Here is a 15,433-nt window from a genome sequence, read left to right on the forward strand (position 1 = left end):
GTCCAAATTGTTTACAATTAACGGTGGTGCCACACCTTAAATTCCAAATGTAAATATATTTGACGTCGGTCAAAAATCCCACGTTTGGCACAAGTATCGGTGGCGCGTTGCCAAGTCATTAGGCAATCGAGCGGACTCCCGGGCATGGAAATGCGTGTCTTTCGTTTGTGGGTGTCCGGTATCCAGACAGCATCGCTTGCGCCTCGACTACAGGTTTGCTACTAAAATTCCTATGCGCCATAGTGATTGAGAAGGGCCACGCCCCCTTCGTGTGACGCACGGCGGGCGACGGCGGCGCCGTGCCCGGCATTGGTTGGGTGTCAATGAGGCTTCAAGGATATCTACCAAATTTCCCAGAAATATTTCACGGAGGCCGCAATGGAGCTAGCATTTAATCGGCGTACGGTCAGGCCAATATATCGAAACATGAGAGGAATGATCGATGAGCGTCAAGAGTAAGAACGGTCGTCTCGCCGCTCGGGTACTGGTGGCACTGGCGGCCCTGTTTGCGATGATCGCGCTGACGGGCTCAGCATGTCTGGCAGAGGGTCCCCCGCTTGGCCGCAACCCTCAGGGGGCACCGGCTCCGGTGGGTGGCACTGTGATCGTCGCGCCGATGCACAGCGGCGTCTGACCGCCCCGTTCGGGATCTGTACGCACTTTCATCCGACTGCGCGGTTGTTTGTTAGCGCATCGGATGAAAGTGTGCCGTCTCGGCTGAGGAAGGACCGTCGCGATGCTGCCGAATTTCGCGGTGCTGCCCCCCGAGGTCAATTCGGCGAGGGTGTTCGCCGGTGCGGGGTCGGCGCCGATGTTAGCGGCAGCGGCCGCCTGGGATGATCTAGCCTCCGAGCTGCATTGTGCTGCAATGTCATTCGGGTCGGTTACGTCGGGATTGGTGGTTGGGTGGTGGCAGGGATCGGCGTCGGCGGCGATGGTGGACGCAGCCGCGTCGTACATCGGGTGGCTGAGCACGTCGGCTGCCCACGCCGAGGGCGCGGCCGGTCTGGCTCGGGCCGCGGTATCGGTGTTCGAGGAGGCGCTGGCCGCGACGGTGCATCCGGCGATGGTTGCGGCAAATCGCGCCCAGGTGGCGTCGCTGGTAGCGTCGAACTTGTTTGGGCAGAACGCGCCTGCGATCGCCGCGCTCGAATCCTTGTATGAGTGGATGTGGGCCCAGGATGCAGCGGCCATGGCGGGTTATTACGTTGGGGCTTCGGCGGTGGCCACACAGTTGGCATCGTGGCTGCAACGGCTACAGAGCATCCCCGGCGCCGCCAGTCTTGATGCCCGTCTGCCGAGCTCGGCCGAGGCACCGATGGGAGTCGTCCGCGCGGTCAACAGCGCGATCGCCGCCAATGCGGCTGCGGCACAAACCGTTGGCCTGGTCATGGGAGGCAGCGGCACGCCAATACCGTCGGCCAGATATGTCGAGCTCGCGAACGCGCTGTACATGAGTGGCAGCGTCCCGGGTGTTATCGCGCAGGCGCTCTTCACGCCCCAAGGGCTCTACCCGGTGGTCGTGATCAAGAACCTCACTTTCGATTCCTCGGTGGCGCAGGGTGCCGTCATTCTCGAAAGTGCGATTCGGCAGCAAATTGCCGCCGGCAACAACGTCACCGTCTTCGGCTACTCGCAGAGCGCCACGATCTCGTCACTAGTGATGGCCAATCTTGCGGCTTCGGCCGACCCGCCGTCTCCAGACGAGCTTTCCTTCACGCTGATCGGCAATCCCAACAACCCCAATGGCGGGGTTGCCACCAGGTTCCCGGGGATCTCCTTTCCAAGCTTGGGCGTGACGGCCACCGGGGCCACTCCGCACAATCTGTACCCGACCAAGATCTACACCATCGAATACGACGGCGTCGCCGACTTTCCGCGGTACCCGCTCAACTTTGTGTCGACCCTCAACGCCATTGCCGGCACCTACTACGTGCACTCCAACTACTTCATCCTGACGCCGGAACAAATTGACGCAGCGGTTCCGCTGACCAATACGGTCGGTCCCACGATGACCCAGTACTACATCATTCGCACGGAGAACCTGCCGCTGCTAGAGCCACTGCGATCGGTGCCGATCGTGGGGAACCCACTGGCGAACCTGGTTCAACCAAACTTGAAGGTGATTGTTAACCTGGGCTACGGCGACCCGGCCTATGGTTATTCGACCTCGCCGCCCAATGTTGCGACTCCGTTCGGGTTGTTCCCAGAGGTCAGCCCGGTCGTCATCGCCGACGCTCTCGTCGCCGGGACCCAGCAGGGAATCGGCGATTTCGCCTACGACGTCAGCCACCTCGAACTGCCGTTGCCGGCAGACGGGTCGACGATGCCAAGCACCGCACCGGGCTCGGGTACGCCGGTCCCCCCGCTCTCGATCGACAGCCTGATAGACGACCTGCAGGTGGCTAACCGCAACCTCGCCAACACGATTTCGAAGGTGGCCGCGACGAGCTACGCGACGGTGCTCCCAACCGCCGACATCGCCAATGCGGCGTTGACGATCGTGCTGTCGTACAACATCCACCTTTTTTTGGAGGGCATCCAGCAAGCGCTCAAGGGCGACCCGATGGGACTCGTCAACGCGGTCGGATACCCACTCGCGGCCGACGTGGCACTGTTCACGGCCGCAGGCGGTCTTCAGCTCTTGATCATCATCAGCGCGGGCCGAACGATTGCCAATGACATCTCGGCCATTGTCCCCTGATCGTGTTTTGCGTGAACTTTAAAGCGTTGTGCTGAGGTATGTTCCGCTCGCGTGTGGGGCGGCCCGCGCGACCACCTATGCATGAGCGCCAATGGTCGAGACAACTACCTGCGCGGTCATCGGGCGGCCACCCAGAGGGCATGGTTCTCGGGCTGCTACTGGCTCGCGTGCTTCCATCGAGCGTGAATACATGCCGCCAAATCGGCAGTCGGCGCCGCTGGCGTGCCGCTAGCTGATCACAAAGCGCCGATACCGATGCGGCTGGCCATAGCAATGCCAATGTTGGCGAATAGATCTCACGCGCGGCCCAAGCCAACAGCGAGGTGATGGTGATCATTCTTTACGTTGCGATTACCTCGCCGGAACGTGACACGAGCAATACTCGCCAACCATGATCGCCAGATATTTGGAACGGGTTTGGGTCCAGCGGCCGCCAAAAACCGACTCGCCGCCGTCCCTGACAACTCAGCGGCGAGAGGTGAACACGGGTGATTTGTCACTACGGGCCGCTGCGGTTCCTGCGCTGCCAGGGGGCCGCGAGTGCGATTCCGGCGAGCCACGCGATTAGGGATTAAGCGAAATGGATTTCGGGTTGTTACCGCCGGAGATCAACTCAGGCAGGATGTATACGGGGCCGGGGCCGGGGCCCATGCTGGCCGCCGCGACAGCCTGGGACGGGCTGGCTGTTGAGCTGCACGCAACAGCGGCTGGCTACGCCTCGGAGCTATCGGCTTTGACCGGGGCATGGAGCGGTCCTTCGTCGACGTCCATGGCATCTGCAGCCGCACCCTATGTGGCATGGATGAGCGCCACCGCAGTGCATGCCGAGCTGGCGGGCGCGCAAGCCAGGTTGGCGATAGCTGCCTATGAAGCTGCGTTCGCTGCCACCGTGCCTCCGCCGGTGATCGCCGCTAATCGTGCCCAACTGATGGTGTTGATCGCGACGAACATCTTCGGGCAGAACACGCCGGCGATCATGATGACTGAGGCCCAATACATGGAAATGTGGGCGCAGGATGCCGCCGCGATGTACGGGTACGCCGGCTCGTCAGCGACCGCCTCGCGAATGACAGCGTTCACTGAGCCGCCGCAAACCACTAACCATGGTCAGTTGGGGGCCCAGTCCTCCGCCGTCGCACAAACCGCCGCCACCGCGGCCGGCGGCAACCTGCAATCGGCATTCCCGCAGCTGCTCTCCGCGGTTCCCCGCGCCCTGCAAGGCCTGGCATTGCCGACCGCATCACAGTCGGCATCGGCGACGCCGCAGTGGGTTACCGACCTGGGGAACCTGTCCACCTTCCTGGGCGGGGCGGTCACCGGCCCGTACACCTTTCCCGGGGTATTGCCTCCCTCCGGGGTGCCATACCTGTTAGGCATTCAGAGCGTCTTGGTAACCCAAAACGGGCAGGGGGTAAGCGCCTTGCTTGGCAAGATCGGGGGGAAACCAATCACCGGAGCGTTGGCTCCGCTGGCCGAATTTGCTTTGCATACACCAATTTTGGGTTCGGAGGGCTTGGGTGGTGGATCGGTTTCCGCGGGTATTGGCCGGGCAGGCTTGGTCGGAAAGCTATCGGTGCCTCAGGGCTGGACGGTGGCCGCCCCGGAGATCCCATCGCCGGCGGCGGCGTTGCAGGCGACGCGCCTGGCCGCCGCGCCGATTGCGGCCACCGACGGCGCGGGTGCGTTGCTCGGTGGCATGGCGCTGTCGGGCTTGGCTGGCCGCGCTGCCGCCGGTTCTACCGGCCACCCCATCGGCAGCGCCGCAGCACCCGCCGTCGGTGCCGCTGCCGCTGCCGTCGAGGACCTGGCCACCGAAGCCAACATCTTCGTGATACCGGCCATGGACGACTAGCGCCATGTCACGGGAGAGAAGGTTGTCGACACTTTTGCGACCAGCGCCGGTTCGGTATGTGGCCACCGGGGCTGCCAATGGGGTTACGGCCCGTTAAGGAGGGATGCGGTAATGGATTTCGGGGTGTTACCACCGGAGATCAATTCCGGGCGCATGTATGCCGGTCCCGGGTCGGGTCCGATGCTGGCCGCGGCAGCGGCCTGGGACGGGCTGGCCACCGAATTACAGTCCACGGCGGCCGACTATGGCTCGGTGATCTCGGTTCTGACCGGCGTGTGGTCGGGACAGTCGTCGGGGACCATGGCGGCTGCGGCCGCACCGTATGTGGCGTGGATGTCGGCCACGGCGGCGCTCGCTCGGGAAGCGGCCGCCCAGGCCAGCGCGGCAGCGGCGGCCTACGAGGCAGCGTTTGCAGCCACGGTGCCGCCGCCGGTCGTCGCGGCCAACCGCGCCGAGCTGGCGGTGTTGGCGGCGACCAACATTTTCGGTCAGAACACCGGTGCGATCGCGGCCGCCGAAGCCCGCTATGCGGAAATGTGGGCGCAAGACGCAGCCGCGATGTATGGCTATGCCGGCTCGTCGTCGGTGGCGACCCAGGTGACGCCATTTGCTGCACCGCCGCCGACCACCAACGCGGCCGGACTGGCCACCCAAGGCGTTGCGGTTGCCCAGGCTGTCGGCGCGTCGGCCGGCAACGCGCGCTCACTGGTGTCCGAGGTGCTGGAATTCCTGGCAACGGCCGGGACGAACTACAACAAGACGGTGGCCAGCCTGATGAACGCGGTCACCGGGGTGCCGTACGCATCTTCGGTGTATAACAGCATGCTCGGGCTTGGCTTCGCTGAGTCAAAAATGGTCCTGCCGGCTAACGACACCGTAATATCGACCATCTTCGGCATGGTGCAGTTCCAGAAGTTCTTCAATCCGGTGACGCCCTTCAATCCCGATTTGATCCCGAAATCTGCTCTAGGGGCCGGGCTTGGCCTGCGGTCTGCGATCTCGAGTGGTCTGGGCTCGACCGCGCCAGCGATATCGGCGGGTGCGAGCCAGGCCGGCTCGGTCGGGGGGATGTCGGTGCCGCCGAGCTGGGCAGCGGCCACCCCGGCGATCCGGACGGTTGCCGCTGTGTTCTCGAGCACCGGACTTCAGGCTGTCCCGGCGGCCGCAATTAGCGAGGGCAGTCTGCTCAGCCAGATGGCCCTGGCGAGTGTGGCCGGAGGGGCCCTTGGCGGCGCCGCTGCACGCGCCACTGGTGGTTTCCTCGGCGGAGGCCGAGTCACCGCGGTCAAGAAATCTCTCAAGGACAGCGACTCACCGGACAAGCTGCGGCGGGTGGTCGCGCACATGATGGAGAAGCCCGAATCGGTGCAGCACTGGCACACCGACGAGGACGGGCTCGATGATCTACTCGCGGAATTGAAGAAGAAACCGGGCATCCACGCCGTGCACATGGCCGGCGGCAACAAGGCTGAAATTGCACCGACGATATCAGAATCGGGCTAGGGCAGGGTTAGGGCGTGTCTTCCAATTGATAGGCCCCGAGGCAGACACGAGTCGCCAGACCGCACCATTGCTTGAGTTGGTTGATGCCCTTGAGATCGGAACCCGAATCCCACAGCAGGAGAATTAGTTTCGTCCCCAGACCGGCGGCTACGGCTGCCCGTTCTGCCCAGGCAAACCGATCAATCCGCCCTTGCCGCCTTGGCCCCCGGGTGCGGGTGGGACACCATCTCCGCCGTCGCCACCGGTACCGATCAGCAGGGCGGCGTTACCACCGTCACCGCCGGCACCGCCAGTGCCCGCACTGCCGCCGGTTCCGCCGGCCCCACCGGTACCGCCACTTCCCCCGGGTCCGCCGTTGCCGATCCCCAGGCCGCTTGCCCCGCCTTGGCCACCATCGCCGCCGTTGCCGCCGTCGTTGCCCGACCCGCCGACGCCGCCGGCCCCGCCGATGCCGCCGGCCCCGCCGCTACCGAACAGTAGGCCTCCGCTGCCGCCCGCGCCACCGTCGCTGCCGTCACCTCCGGCTTCCTGAATGATGTTGCCTACTCCGGTCCCACCGGTCGCCCCATTCCCTCCGGCCCCGCCGTTGCCGATCAGAATGGCGGCGCCACCCTGGCCGGCGCTGCCTTCGAAGCCGGTACCTCCGCCGCTGCCGGCGTTACCACCGTTGCCGCCATTGCCGTATAGCACCCCACCTTGGCCGCCGTCACCCCCTGATGCACCAAATTGAATGCTGAGGCTGCCGGCCCCAACGTCACCACCGTTGCCACCGTCACCGCCGTGACCAAACAACCCAAAACCCTGGACACTAATCGGTCCGAAGTTAACGGCACCTACCCAGCCGCCACCGCCAGCAGAGCCGCCAAAGCCCGCAAATCCGTTGGTGCCTGCGTCACCGCCCTGACCCCCGTTGCCGCCGGACGCGCCGCTGCCGAACAACCACCCGCCGTTGCCGCCGTCGCCGCCTGAGCCACCGACCCCGCCGCTCCCGCCGAAGATGGTAGTACCCAGCGCAGACCCGGCCGCTCCATTCCCGCCGTTGCCACCGGCCCCGCCGTTGCCGACTAGGCCCGTGTCACCGCCGTTACCGGCTATCCCGGCCGAACCGCCGGAAGCGCCGTTCATGACGCCCGTTTGAGTGGAGTCGGTGCCGCCGCCGGCGCCGCTGTCCCCACCTTGCCCCCCGTTGCCGATCAGCCACCCGCCCTGGGCGCCGTTGCCCCCGTTGCCTCCTAATCCGCCGCTGCCGGCCGAATCTCCGGCTGTGTCATTAGTGCCTTGTCCTCCCATGCCACCGACCGAGCCGTTGCCGCCGTTGCCGAACAACAGTCCACCGCGACCACCCGAACCCCCGTTTCCGCCGGCGCCCCCATCGAAGCCTGCCGACGCACCCCCGGGCGCTGTGGCGTTGCCCCCGTTTCCGCCGGCCCCACCATGTCCACCGTGACCATAGATCCATCCACCGGCGCCGCCGTTGCCGCCGGACCCGCCCGCTTTCCCGGGTTGACCGGCTGCGCCGTTGGCACCCGCCCCGCCCTGGCCGCCATTGCCGCCGCTACCCCATAGCCCAGCCGACCCGCCGTTGCCGCCATTTTGGCCCGTCCCGCCGGACCCGCCGTTGCCACCGTTGCCGTATAGCCATCCGCCATCGCCACCGTTTTGCCCGGTTCCTGCGACCCCGTTGGCACCGTTGCCGATAAGCGGACGCCCGGTCAGCGTCTGCACGGGTGAATTGATGGCATCGAGGGCGGTTTGGCCCACGATTTGCAATGGTGACGAGTTGGCTGCCTCGGCGCTGGCGTACTGGGCCGCCCCCGCGCTCATGAGCTGGACGAACTGCTCATGGAATGCGACCGCGTGGGCACTGAGCTCCTGGTATGCCTGCCCGTGCGTTGCGAACAGCGCCGCAATCGCAGCCGACACGTCGTCAGCGCCCGCAGGCAGTAACGCCGTTATCGGGACCAACGCTTCGGCGTTGGCCCGGCTAATCGCCGAACCAATAGTTGCTAGGTCCTTTGCCGCTGCATCGACAAACGCCGGCGCCACGATCATCTGCGACGTCCACACCTCCTGGCCGTTGTCGTCGCATGGGGAATCCATACGACCGCCAAAGGAATTTTGGAACCGACGCCAACGTTACAGTTTTGCGGACCCGCTATGGGGTGCATTCACCAGATTCACTGGCAACGATGTGAACCCCGTGTCACCCCAAGCGGGGTCAATCCACTGATTACTCTCTAGCCCAAACTATTTCGCGCTGACGCTGGTTTTAGTGATCTGGTGGGGGCAATAGACATGCGCGGAGATCGCAGCGAACTTGCAACAACCGTCCATCGAAAACCCGGGATTGCGGGTCCGCAGCTCGTTGACGACCTGAAGACCCGATTCGCCGCTTTCGACTAACGCGCATACGGCCTTGCCCGATGCTATGGCTTGATCCGGGTGGCTGTAGGTAATGCCTGCCCGCTCTAGCGAGGCAAGAAAGACCGCGTCGTCACCGCTGGGCCCCGCGTGGGCCGGAACCGCCAAGCCGATCATCAACGGAATGCTGAGTAGCGTTGACACAACTCTCATAGACAACGATTCTCCCGGAATTGCGCTTCTCTTGCGGTGCAACCGGTTACCGCGTCATTCCAATACGTTACGGCTGAAGGGTGTTCGGGTTGCGCTGGACCTGAAGGTCGTCTGCTGACCGGCGTTGTCTGCTCGCTGGCTAACAGCCGATCTTGATAGCCTCCGGGGCATCGGATGAGTCAAGCCGTTGGGTTGACGCGCGTCGCTACGAGTGTCACGATTACCCTTGCAAGCACCTCGCTAGGTGAGGCGTCTGCGCGGATATAGGCCACTGACCTCGAACGTCGAAAGACGCCCAGGGTCAGGACAGCTCTTCCCGGCTTAAGGGTTGAGCCCAAGTGGCTTCCGGCTGGACCGGCCGGATACGCCGTGTGGTGCCAAAGCTCTGACGAGAGGGGTGCCGAGTTCGGTGGTCTGCTGGGCTGTCATCCCTTTGTGCTGTGCATCGGCATCCCCGTGTGCCCCGGCCGTGAGGAGGTGAGAGCGAAATGAGTCCCGGCGATAGTCCGTATCCGAGATCGACGACCGTTTCGTTCCGATCCGACCCCGGCGCCGTTTTCGCACTCTGAATCGGCCTTCCGGTTCGAAATCCGTTATTTCGCAAGCTCGTTGCTTCGCGGCCTTGTGTGAGTGACGTTCACGGGAAGTAGCCACGACAGAAGCGGTCATAGGCCTCCGGGTTCGGTCGTCTGTCAGGAGAAGACCCATGGCGTTTGTTCTTGTCTGTCCAGATGCGCTGGCCATCGCGGCCGGTCAGTTGCGCCATGTTGGATCGGTGATAGCCGCGCGGAATGCGGTCGCGGCACCGGCAACTGCCGAATTGGCCCCGGCGGCCGCTGACGAAGTATCAGCTTTGACTGCAACACAATTCAACTTCCATGCCGCCATGTACCAAGCGGTCGGCGCCCAGGCGATCGCCATGAATGAGGCGTTCGTCGCGATGTTGGGCGCCAGCGCGGATTCTTACGCGGCTACCGAAGCCGCCAACATCATTGCTGTGAGCTAACGAGGAGATCAACGATGACTGCCGCACTTGACTTCGCCACGCTACCGCCCGAAATCAACTCGGCGCGTATGTATTCCGGCGCGGGCTCGGCCCCGATGCTGGCCGCAGCGTCAGCCTGGCACGGCTTGTCCGCAGAACTGCGCGCCAGCGCACTGTCATACAGCTCGGTGCTTTCGACGCTGACCGGTGAAGAATGGCACGGTCCGGCGTCGGCATCGATGACAGCCGCGGCCGCCCCCTACGTGGCCTGGATGAGCGTCACCGCCGTCCGGGCCGAGCAGGCCGGGGCACAGGCGGAGGCTGCCGCTGCAGCGTACGAAGCCGCGTTCGCAGCAACGGTGCCCCCGCCGGTCATCGAGGCCAACCGCGCCCAGCTCATGGCGCTGATCGCCACCAATGTGCTAGGCCAAAACGCCCCCGCGATCGCGGCCACCGAGGCCCAGTACGCCGAAATGTGGTCCCAGGACGCGATGGCCATGTACGGCTACGCCGGCGCCTCGGCAGCCGCTACCCAGCTGACCCCGTTCACCGAGCCGGTGCAGACTACCAACGCGTCCGGCCTGGCGGCCCAGTCGGCTGCGATTGCCCACGCCACCGGCGCCTCGGCTGGTGCTCAGCAAACGACGCTGTCGCAGCTGATCGCCGCCATACCGTCTGTACTGCAAGGACTTTCGTCATCGACTGCAGCCACGTCCGCGTCGGGGCCGTCCGGATTGCTGGGCATTCTCGGGTCTGGATCTTCCTGGCTCGACAAACTCTGGGCGTTACTGGACCCCAACTCCAATTTCTGGAACACGATAGCTTCGTCCGGACTGTTCTTGCCGAGTAACACGATTGCGCCCTTTTTGGGTCTACTCGGCGGCGTGGCAGCTGCGGATGCGGCCGGGGATGTGTTGGGAGAGGCCACCAGTGGCGGGCTCGGTGGCGCGCTGGTGGCGCCGCTTGGCTCAGCGGGCGGGCTAGGCGGCACTGTCGCGGCCGGCCTGGGCAACGCGGCCACCGTCGGAACCTTGTCGGTGCCGCCGAGCTGGACGGCGGCCGCACCACTAGCCAGCCCCTTGGGCTCCGCGTTGGGAGGCACACCGATGGTGGCACCGCCCCCAGCAGTGGCGGCCGGCATGCCCGGAATGCCTTTCGGCACCATGGGCGGTCAAGGCTTCGGGCGTGCCGTGCCCCAGTATGGCTTCCGCCCCAACTTCGTCGCACGACCGCCCGCCGCCGGGTGATCCCGTAGGGGGTGGGTTCCCTGGAAAGCGCCAGGGTCACGATGGCGCAGCCGAATAGCCGACAGTGCTTTTCTCTGCGAATACCGGAGTTGGTCGCGCGAAATCATTTCCGTTTAGCGCGTTCACCAGCGCAGGCGGGCCAGGCTCAATAAGCGGAAATTTCTCGGGCGAAGCACCCGTGCAGCAGCGCAAATAGATGGGATCGGCAGGACGTAGACATTGGGATATCTGGTGAAGTTCATAAGAGCTTGACCAGTTGGTGGGCAGAACTACGCGAGCGTGATTAGCATGGCGGCCATCGAGGGGACCGGAGGTCAGGGATGTTGGATTTCGGGGCGCTACCACCGGAGATTAATTCGGGGCGAATGTACGCGGGTCCGGGATCCGGACCGTTGCTGGCCGCCGCAGCGGCCTGGGATGCGCTAGCCGCCGAGTTGTACTCCGCGGCGGCGTCCTATGGCTCGACGATTGAGGGCCTCACCGTAGCACCGTGGATGGGTCCCTCCTCGATCACGATGGCCGCCGCGGTCGCTCCATATGTGGCGTGGATTAGCGTCACCGCCGGCCAGGCCGAACAGGCAGGGGCCCAGGCCAAGATCGCTGCGGGCGTTTATGAGACGGCATTTGCGGCAACGGTGCCGCCACCGGTAATCGAGGCCAACCGCGCTTTGTTAATGTCGCTGGTCGCCACGAACATCTTCGGGCAGAACACACCGGCGATCGCGGCCACCGAGGCCCACTACGCGGAGATGTGGGCGCAAGATGCGGCCGCGATGTATGGCTATGCCGGCTCGTCGGCCACTGCGTCGCAGTTGGCGCCGTTCAGCGAGCCGCCGCAAACGACCAATCCGTCGGCAACGGCCGCTCAATCAGCCGTCGTCGCCCAGGCCGCCGGCGCCGCGGCCAGCTCTGACATCACAGCGCAGCTGTCCCAGTTGATCAGCCTGCTACCCAGCACCTTGCAAAGCCTGGCGACAACAGCGACCGCGACGTCGGCCAGCGCTGGTTGGGACACCGTCCTGCAAAGCATCACCACTATCTTGGCGAACCTCACGGGGCCGTACAGCATCATCGGGCTGGGCGCTATACCTGGCGGCTGGTGGCTGACGTTCGGCCAGATCCTCGGCCTAGCCCAAAACGCCCCAGGTGTGGCCGCCCTACTGGGCCCGAAAGCCGCCGCCGGCGCGTTGTCGCCATTGGCGCCGCTACGGGGCGGGTATATCGCAGATATCACGCCTCTCGGTGGTGGGGCCACAGGGGGCATCGCCCGTGCGATCTACGTCGGGTCGCTCTCGGTCCCGCAGGGCTGGGCCGAGGCCGCACCGGTGATGAGGGCGGTCGCATCGGTATTGCCGGGCACCGGCGCCGCCCCCGCCCTGGCCGCCGAGGCACCAGGTGCCTTGTTCGGCGAGATGGCCCTGTCGAGTCTGGCCGGACGCGCGCTGGCAGGAACCGCGGTGCGCTCTGGTGCCGGAGCTGCTCGCGTCGCAGGCGGTTCCGTCACCGAAGACGTCGCCAGCACGACCACCATCATCGTCATACCCGCGGACTGACAGGACTTTCGAGATGGCACTTGAACTGGGTGTTAGCCCCCACCGGAGAGGAGAGAAGGACGGTGTCATCGCCACTGTGGCCGGTGGCTGGCGGCCAGCCAGTTAGCGGCCGGTTGAGGAAAGGTGTGGCAATGGATTTCGGATTGCAGCCACCGGAGATCACCTCCGGGGAGATGTACCTAGGTCCGGGCGCCGGTCCGATGTTGGCTGCGGCAGTGGCCTGGGATGGGTTGGCGGCCGAATTGCAGTCCATGGCGGCCTCCTACGCCTCGATCGTCGAGGGCATGGCGAGTGAGTCATGGTTGGGTCCGTCGTCGGCCGGTATGGCCGCTGCGGCCGCACCATATGTGACCTGGATGTCGGGTACCTCGGCACAGGCCAAGGCGGCCGCTGACCAGGCCAGAGCCGCGGTGGTCGCCTACGAAACCGCGTTCGCGGCGGTGGTGCCACCGCCGCAGATTGCGGCCAACCGCAGCCAGCTCATATCGCTGGTGGCGACCAACATTTTCGGACAAAACACCGCCGCGATCGCAGCCACCGAAGCCGAATACGGCGAAATGTGGGCCCAGGACACCATGGCGATGTTCGGCTATGCCAGCTCCTCGGCGACCGCCTCGCGGCTGACCCCGTTCACTGCACCGCCGCAGACCACCAACCCGTCCGGACTTGCCGGCCAGGCGGCCGCAACGGGGCAAGCGACCGCCCTAGCGAGCGGCACCAATGCGGTGACAACCGCGCTTTCGAGTGCAGCGGCGCAGTTTCCGTTCGACATCATCCCGACCCTGCTGCAGGGCCTGGCCACACTCAGCACCCAATACACCCAACTCATGGGCCAACTCATTAACGCCATCTTCGGGCCGACGGGCGCAACGACCTATCAGAACTTGTTTGTCACCGCAGCCAACGTCACCAAGTTCAGCACGTGGGCCAACGACGCCATGAGCGCGCCCAACCTGGGAATGACGGAGTTCAAGGTGTTCTGGCAACCCCCGCCGGCGCCCGAGATCCCCAAATCGTCGTTGGGTGCCGGACTTGGCCTGCGGTCAGGGCTTAGCGCGGGCCTGGCCCACGCCGCATCGGCGGGTCTGGGTCAGGCGAACCTGGTGGGAGACCTGTCGGTACCGCCCAGTTGGGCCTCAGCTACCCCGGCGGTCAGGCTAGTTGCCAACACATTGCCGGCCACCAGCCTGGCTGCGGCCCCCGCGACACAGATCCCAGCAAACCTGCTCGGTCAGATGGCTCTGGGGAGCATGACCGGAGGTGCCCTCGGTGCCGCCGCCCCCGCCATCTACACGGGCAGTGGCGCCCGGGCCCGCGCCAATGGGGGAACGCCCAGCGCTGAGCCGGTCAAGCTGGAGGCTGTCATCGCGCAGCTACAAAAGCAACCGGACGCAGTGCGACACTGGAATGTCGATAAGGCCGATCTTGATGGCCTGCTGGATCGATTGTCGAAACAGCCCGGCATCCACGCGGTACACGTGTCGAACGGCGACAAACCCAAGGTTGCCTTGCCCGATACTCAGTTGGGTTCACACTCAACGTGATTCGAAATCCACACTGATACTGGAGGTGATTACCGGCTGAAGCAAAGCGCATTGGAAATCCAGGCTTAGACCATTGCCATGTGGCCGTGAGATTCGTCACGTCTTGACATCCGCGTCCGGCGGGTCACCTTCGACCGCGGTCAATGTCATTGGTAGGTAAGGGCTTTGCTGTACTGATGGCCGAATTTTGACTCGAAAAGTATGTCGGGCCCTCGCAGCAGATCTGCCGCAGGACGCGATGCAATTACAACGCACGATGGGACAATGCAGACCTATGAGCAGACCTATGAGAATGCTAGTAGCGCTCCTGCTGAGCGCCGCCACCATGATCGGCCTAGCCGCACCCGGGAAAGCCGATCCAACAGGCGACGATGCCGCCTTCCTTGCCGCGTTGGACCAGGCCGGCATCACCTACGCTGACCCAGGCCACGCCATAACGGCCGCCAAGGCGATGTGTGGGCTGTGTGCTAACGGCGTAACAGGTCTACAGCTGGTCGCGGACCTGCGGGACTACAATCCCGGGCTGACCATGGACAGCGCGGCCAAGTTCGCTGCCATCGCATCAGGCGCGTACTGCCCCGAACACCTGGAACATCACCCGAGTTAGCGGGGCGCATTTCCTGATCACCGCGGTGGTTCGCGGTGGTGTGGTGCGTCCGAGGGGGTTGCGATGCACCCGGTTCGCCTAGGCTCAAACTGCTGTTAACCTGCGCGTGGTTGGCTGCCGTGGCCGTCTTGCGATCGGGAAGGACTCGGCGTCATGCAAACGCTGACTGTCGCCGATTTCGCTCTCCGGCTGGCCGTCGGAGTGGGTTGCGGGGCCATTATCGGGCTCGAGCGCCAGTGGCGGGCGCGGATGGCTGGGTTGCGCACCAACGCTCTGGTGGCGACCGGTGCTACCTTGTTCGTGCTGTACGCGGTCGCCACCGAGGACAGCAGCCCCACCCGAGTGGCGTCCTACGTGGTTTCTGGAATTGGATTCCTGGGCGGCGGGGTCATCCTGCGGGAGGGGTTCAACGTCCGCGGTCTGAACACGGCTGCCACGCTTTGGTGCTCGGCCGCGGTCGGAGTGCTGGCCGCCTCCGGGCATCTGGTGTTCACCCTGATTGGCACCGGAACCATCGTCGCTGTCCATCTCCTGGGGCGCCCACTTGGCCGGCTGGTCGACCGCGACAACGCCGTCGAAGACGAAGGGCTGCAGCCCTACCAGGTACGGGTGATTTGTCGGCCCAAAGCAGAGACCTATGTACGTGCCCATATCGTGCAGCGCACCAGCAGCAACGACATCACGCTGCGGGGTATACGCACGGGGCCGGCCGGAGACGACAACATCACGTTGACGGCCCACCTATTGATGGTTGGCCATACCCCGGCCAAGCTAGAGCGGTTGGTGGCGGAACTGTCGCTGCAGCCGGGCGTTTACGCTGTGCACTGGTATGCCGGTGAGCACGCGCAGGCCGAATGACCCACG

The 15,433-nt window shown here is 64.8% G+C and carries 12 protein-coding genes and 1 riboswitch; of the genes, 10 read left to right on the forward strand and 2 right to left on the reverse strand.

The annotated features are described in order from the left end of the window. Positions 1-442: 442 nt before the first annotated feature. The 4 genes from FF952_RS09520 to FF952_RS09535 all read left to right on the forward strand — a co-directional run bounded on the left by FF952_RS09520 (position 443) and on the right by FF952_RS09535 (position 6,059). Positions 443-634: a hypothetical protein gene (locus FF952_RS09520; protein WP_003899024.1), complete on the forward strand. Its 192-nt coding sequence runs from the start codon at positions 443-445 to the stop codon at positions 632-634. Between the two features lie 102 nt (positions 635-736). Beyond that, positions 737-2,704, forward strand: coding sequence for a PPE family protein (locus FF952_RS09525; protein WP_031656810.1), 1,968 nt, complete (start codon positions 737-739; stop codon positions 2,702-2,704). Positions 2,705-3,284: 580 nt separating this feature from the next. Continuing rightward, complete coding sequence (locus tag FF952_RS09530; protein WP_003899026.1) at positions 3,285-4,556, forward strand: PPE family protein; 1,272 nt, start codon at positions 3,285-3,287, stop codon at positions 4,554-4,556. A gap of 111 nt (positions 4,557-4,667) precedes the next feature. After that, positions 4,668-6,059, forward strand: coding sequence for a PPE family protein (locus tag FF952_RS09535; RefSeq protein WP_003409061.1), 1,392 nt, complete (start codon positions 4,668-4,670; stop codon positions 6,057-6,059). Between the two features lie 147 nt (positions 6,060-6,206). On the opposite strand, the gene FF952_RS09540 is transcribed toward FF952_RS09535, so the two are convergent. After that, positions 6,207-8,126: a PE family protein gene (locus tag FF952_RS09540; protein WP_003904707.1), complete on the reverse strand. Its 1,920-nt coding sequence runs from the start codon at positions 8,124-8,126 to the stop codon at positions 6,207-6,209. 180 nt (positions 8,127-8,306) lie between these two features. After that, positions 8,307-8,633: a DUF732 domain-containing protein gene (locus FF952_RS09545; RefSeq protein ID WP_003409065.1), complete on the reverse strand. Its 327-nt coding sequence runs from the start codon at positions 8,631-8,633 to the stop codon at positions 8,307-8,309. Between the two features lie 229 nt (positions 8,634-8,862). Further along, positions 8,863-9,037, forward strand: a riboswitch (M-box (ykoK) riboswitch). A gap of 302 nt (positions 9,038-9,339) precedes the next feature. Between FF952_RS09545 and FF952_RS09550 the strand changes: the two genes are divergently transcribed. The 6 genes from FF952_RS09550 to FF952_RS09575 all read left to right on the forward strand — a co-directional run bounded on the left by FF952_RS09550 (position 9,340) and on the right by FF952_RS09575 (position 15,427). Beyond that, positions 9,340-9,639, forward strand: coding sequence for a PE family protein (locus tag FF952_RS09550; protein ID WP_003900412.1), 300 nt, complete (start codon positions 9,340-9,342; stop codon positions 9,637-9,639). A gap of 14 nt (positions 9,640-9,653) precedes the next feature. Then, a complete protein-coding gene (locus tag FF952_RS09555; RefSeq protein WP_003409179.1) occupies positions 9,654-10,865 on the forward strand; it encodes a PPE family protein in 1,212 nt (403 codons plus the stop codon). A 323-nt stretch (positions 10,866-11,188) separates the two neighbouring features. Further along, positions 11,189-12,418 (forward strand): PPE family protein, encoded by a 1,230-nt coding sequence (locus tag FF952_RS09560; RefSeq protein ID WP_003901258.1) that lies wholly within the window; start codon positions 11,189-11,191, stop codon positions 12,416-12,418. A 131-nt stretch (positions 12,419-12,549) separates the two neighbouring features. Further along, a complete protein-coding gene (locus tag FF952_RS09565; RefSeq protein WP_003409185.1) occupies positions 12,550-13,962 on the forward strand; it encodes a PPE family protein in 1,413 nt (470 codons plus the stop codon). 286 nt (positions 13,963-14,248) lie between these two features. Continuing rightward, complete coding sequence (locus FF952_RS09570; RefSeq protein WP_015288168.1) at positions 14,249-14,569, forward strand: DUF732 domain-containing protein; 321 nt, start codon at positions 14,249-14,251, stop codon at positions 14,567-14,569. A gap of 153 nt (positions 14,570-14,722) precedes the next feature. After that, positions 14,723-15,427 carry an MgtC/SapB family protein gene (locus FF952_RS09575; protein ID WP_003899032.1) on the forward strand — a complete coding sequence of 235 codons (705 nt, stop codon included), beginning with the start codon at positions 14,723-14,725 and terminating at the stop codon, positions 15,425-15,427. Positions 15,428-15,433 lie beyond the last annotated feature (6 nt).

The organism is Mycobacterium tuberculosis complex sp. N0072 (assembly GCF_030323725.1).
GTDB classification, from domain to species: domain Bacteria; phylum Actinomycetota; class Actinomycetes; order Mycobacteriales; family Mycobacteriaceae; genus Mycobacterium; species Mycobacterium tuberculosis.

Excerpts from the sequence above, each read along its gene's own strand:
- FF952_RS09520 (WP_003899024.1), top strand. The coding sequence starts at position 443 with ATGAGCGTCAAGAGTAAGAACGGTCGTCTCGCCGCTCGGGTACTGGTG.
- FF952_RS09525 (WP_031656810.1), top strand. The coding sequence starts at position 737 with ATGCTGCCGAATTTCGCGGTGCTGCCCCCCGAGGTCAATTCGGCGAGG.
- FF952_RS09530 (WP_003899026.1), top strand. The coding sequence starts at position 3,285 with ATGGATTTCGGGTTGTTACCGCCGGAGATCAACTCAGGCAGGATGTAT.
- FF952_RS09535 (WP_003409061.1), top strand. The coding sequence starts at position 4,668 with ATGGATTTCGGGGTGTTACCACCGGAGATCAATTCCGGGCGCATGTAT.
- FF952_RS09545 (WP_003409065.1), bottom strand. The coding sequence starts at position 8,633 with ATGAGAGTTGTGTCAACGCTACTCAGCATTCCGTTGATGATCGGCTTG.
- FF952_RS09550 (WP_003900412.1), top strand. The coding sequence starts at position 9,340 with ATGGCGTTTGTTCTTGTCTGTCCAGATGCGCTGGCCATCGCGGCCGGT.
- FF952_RS09555 (WP_003409179.1), top strand. The coding sequence starts at position 9,654 with ATGACTGCCGCACTTGACTTCGCCACGCTACCGCCCGAAATCAACTCG.
- FF952_RS09565 (WP_003409185.1), top strand. The coding sequence starts at position 12,550 with ATGGATTTCGGATTGCAGCCACCGGAGATCACCTCCGGGGAGATGTAC.
- FF952_RS09570 (WP_015288168.1), top strand. The coding sequence starts at position 14,249 with ATGAGAATGCTAGTAGCGCTCCTGCTGAGCGCCGCCACCATGATCGGC.
- FF952_RS09575 (WP_003899032.1), top strand. The coding sequence starts at position 14,723 with ATGCAAACGCTGACTGTCGCCGATTTCGCTCTCCGGCTGGCCGTCGGA.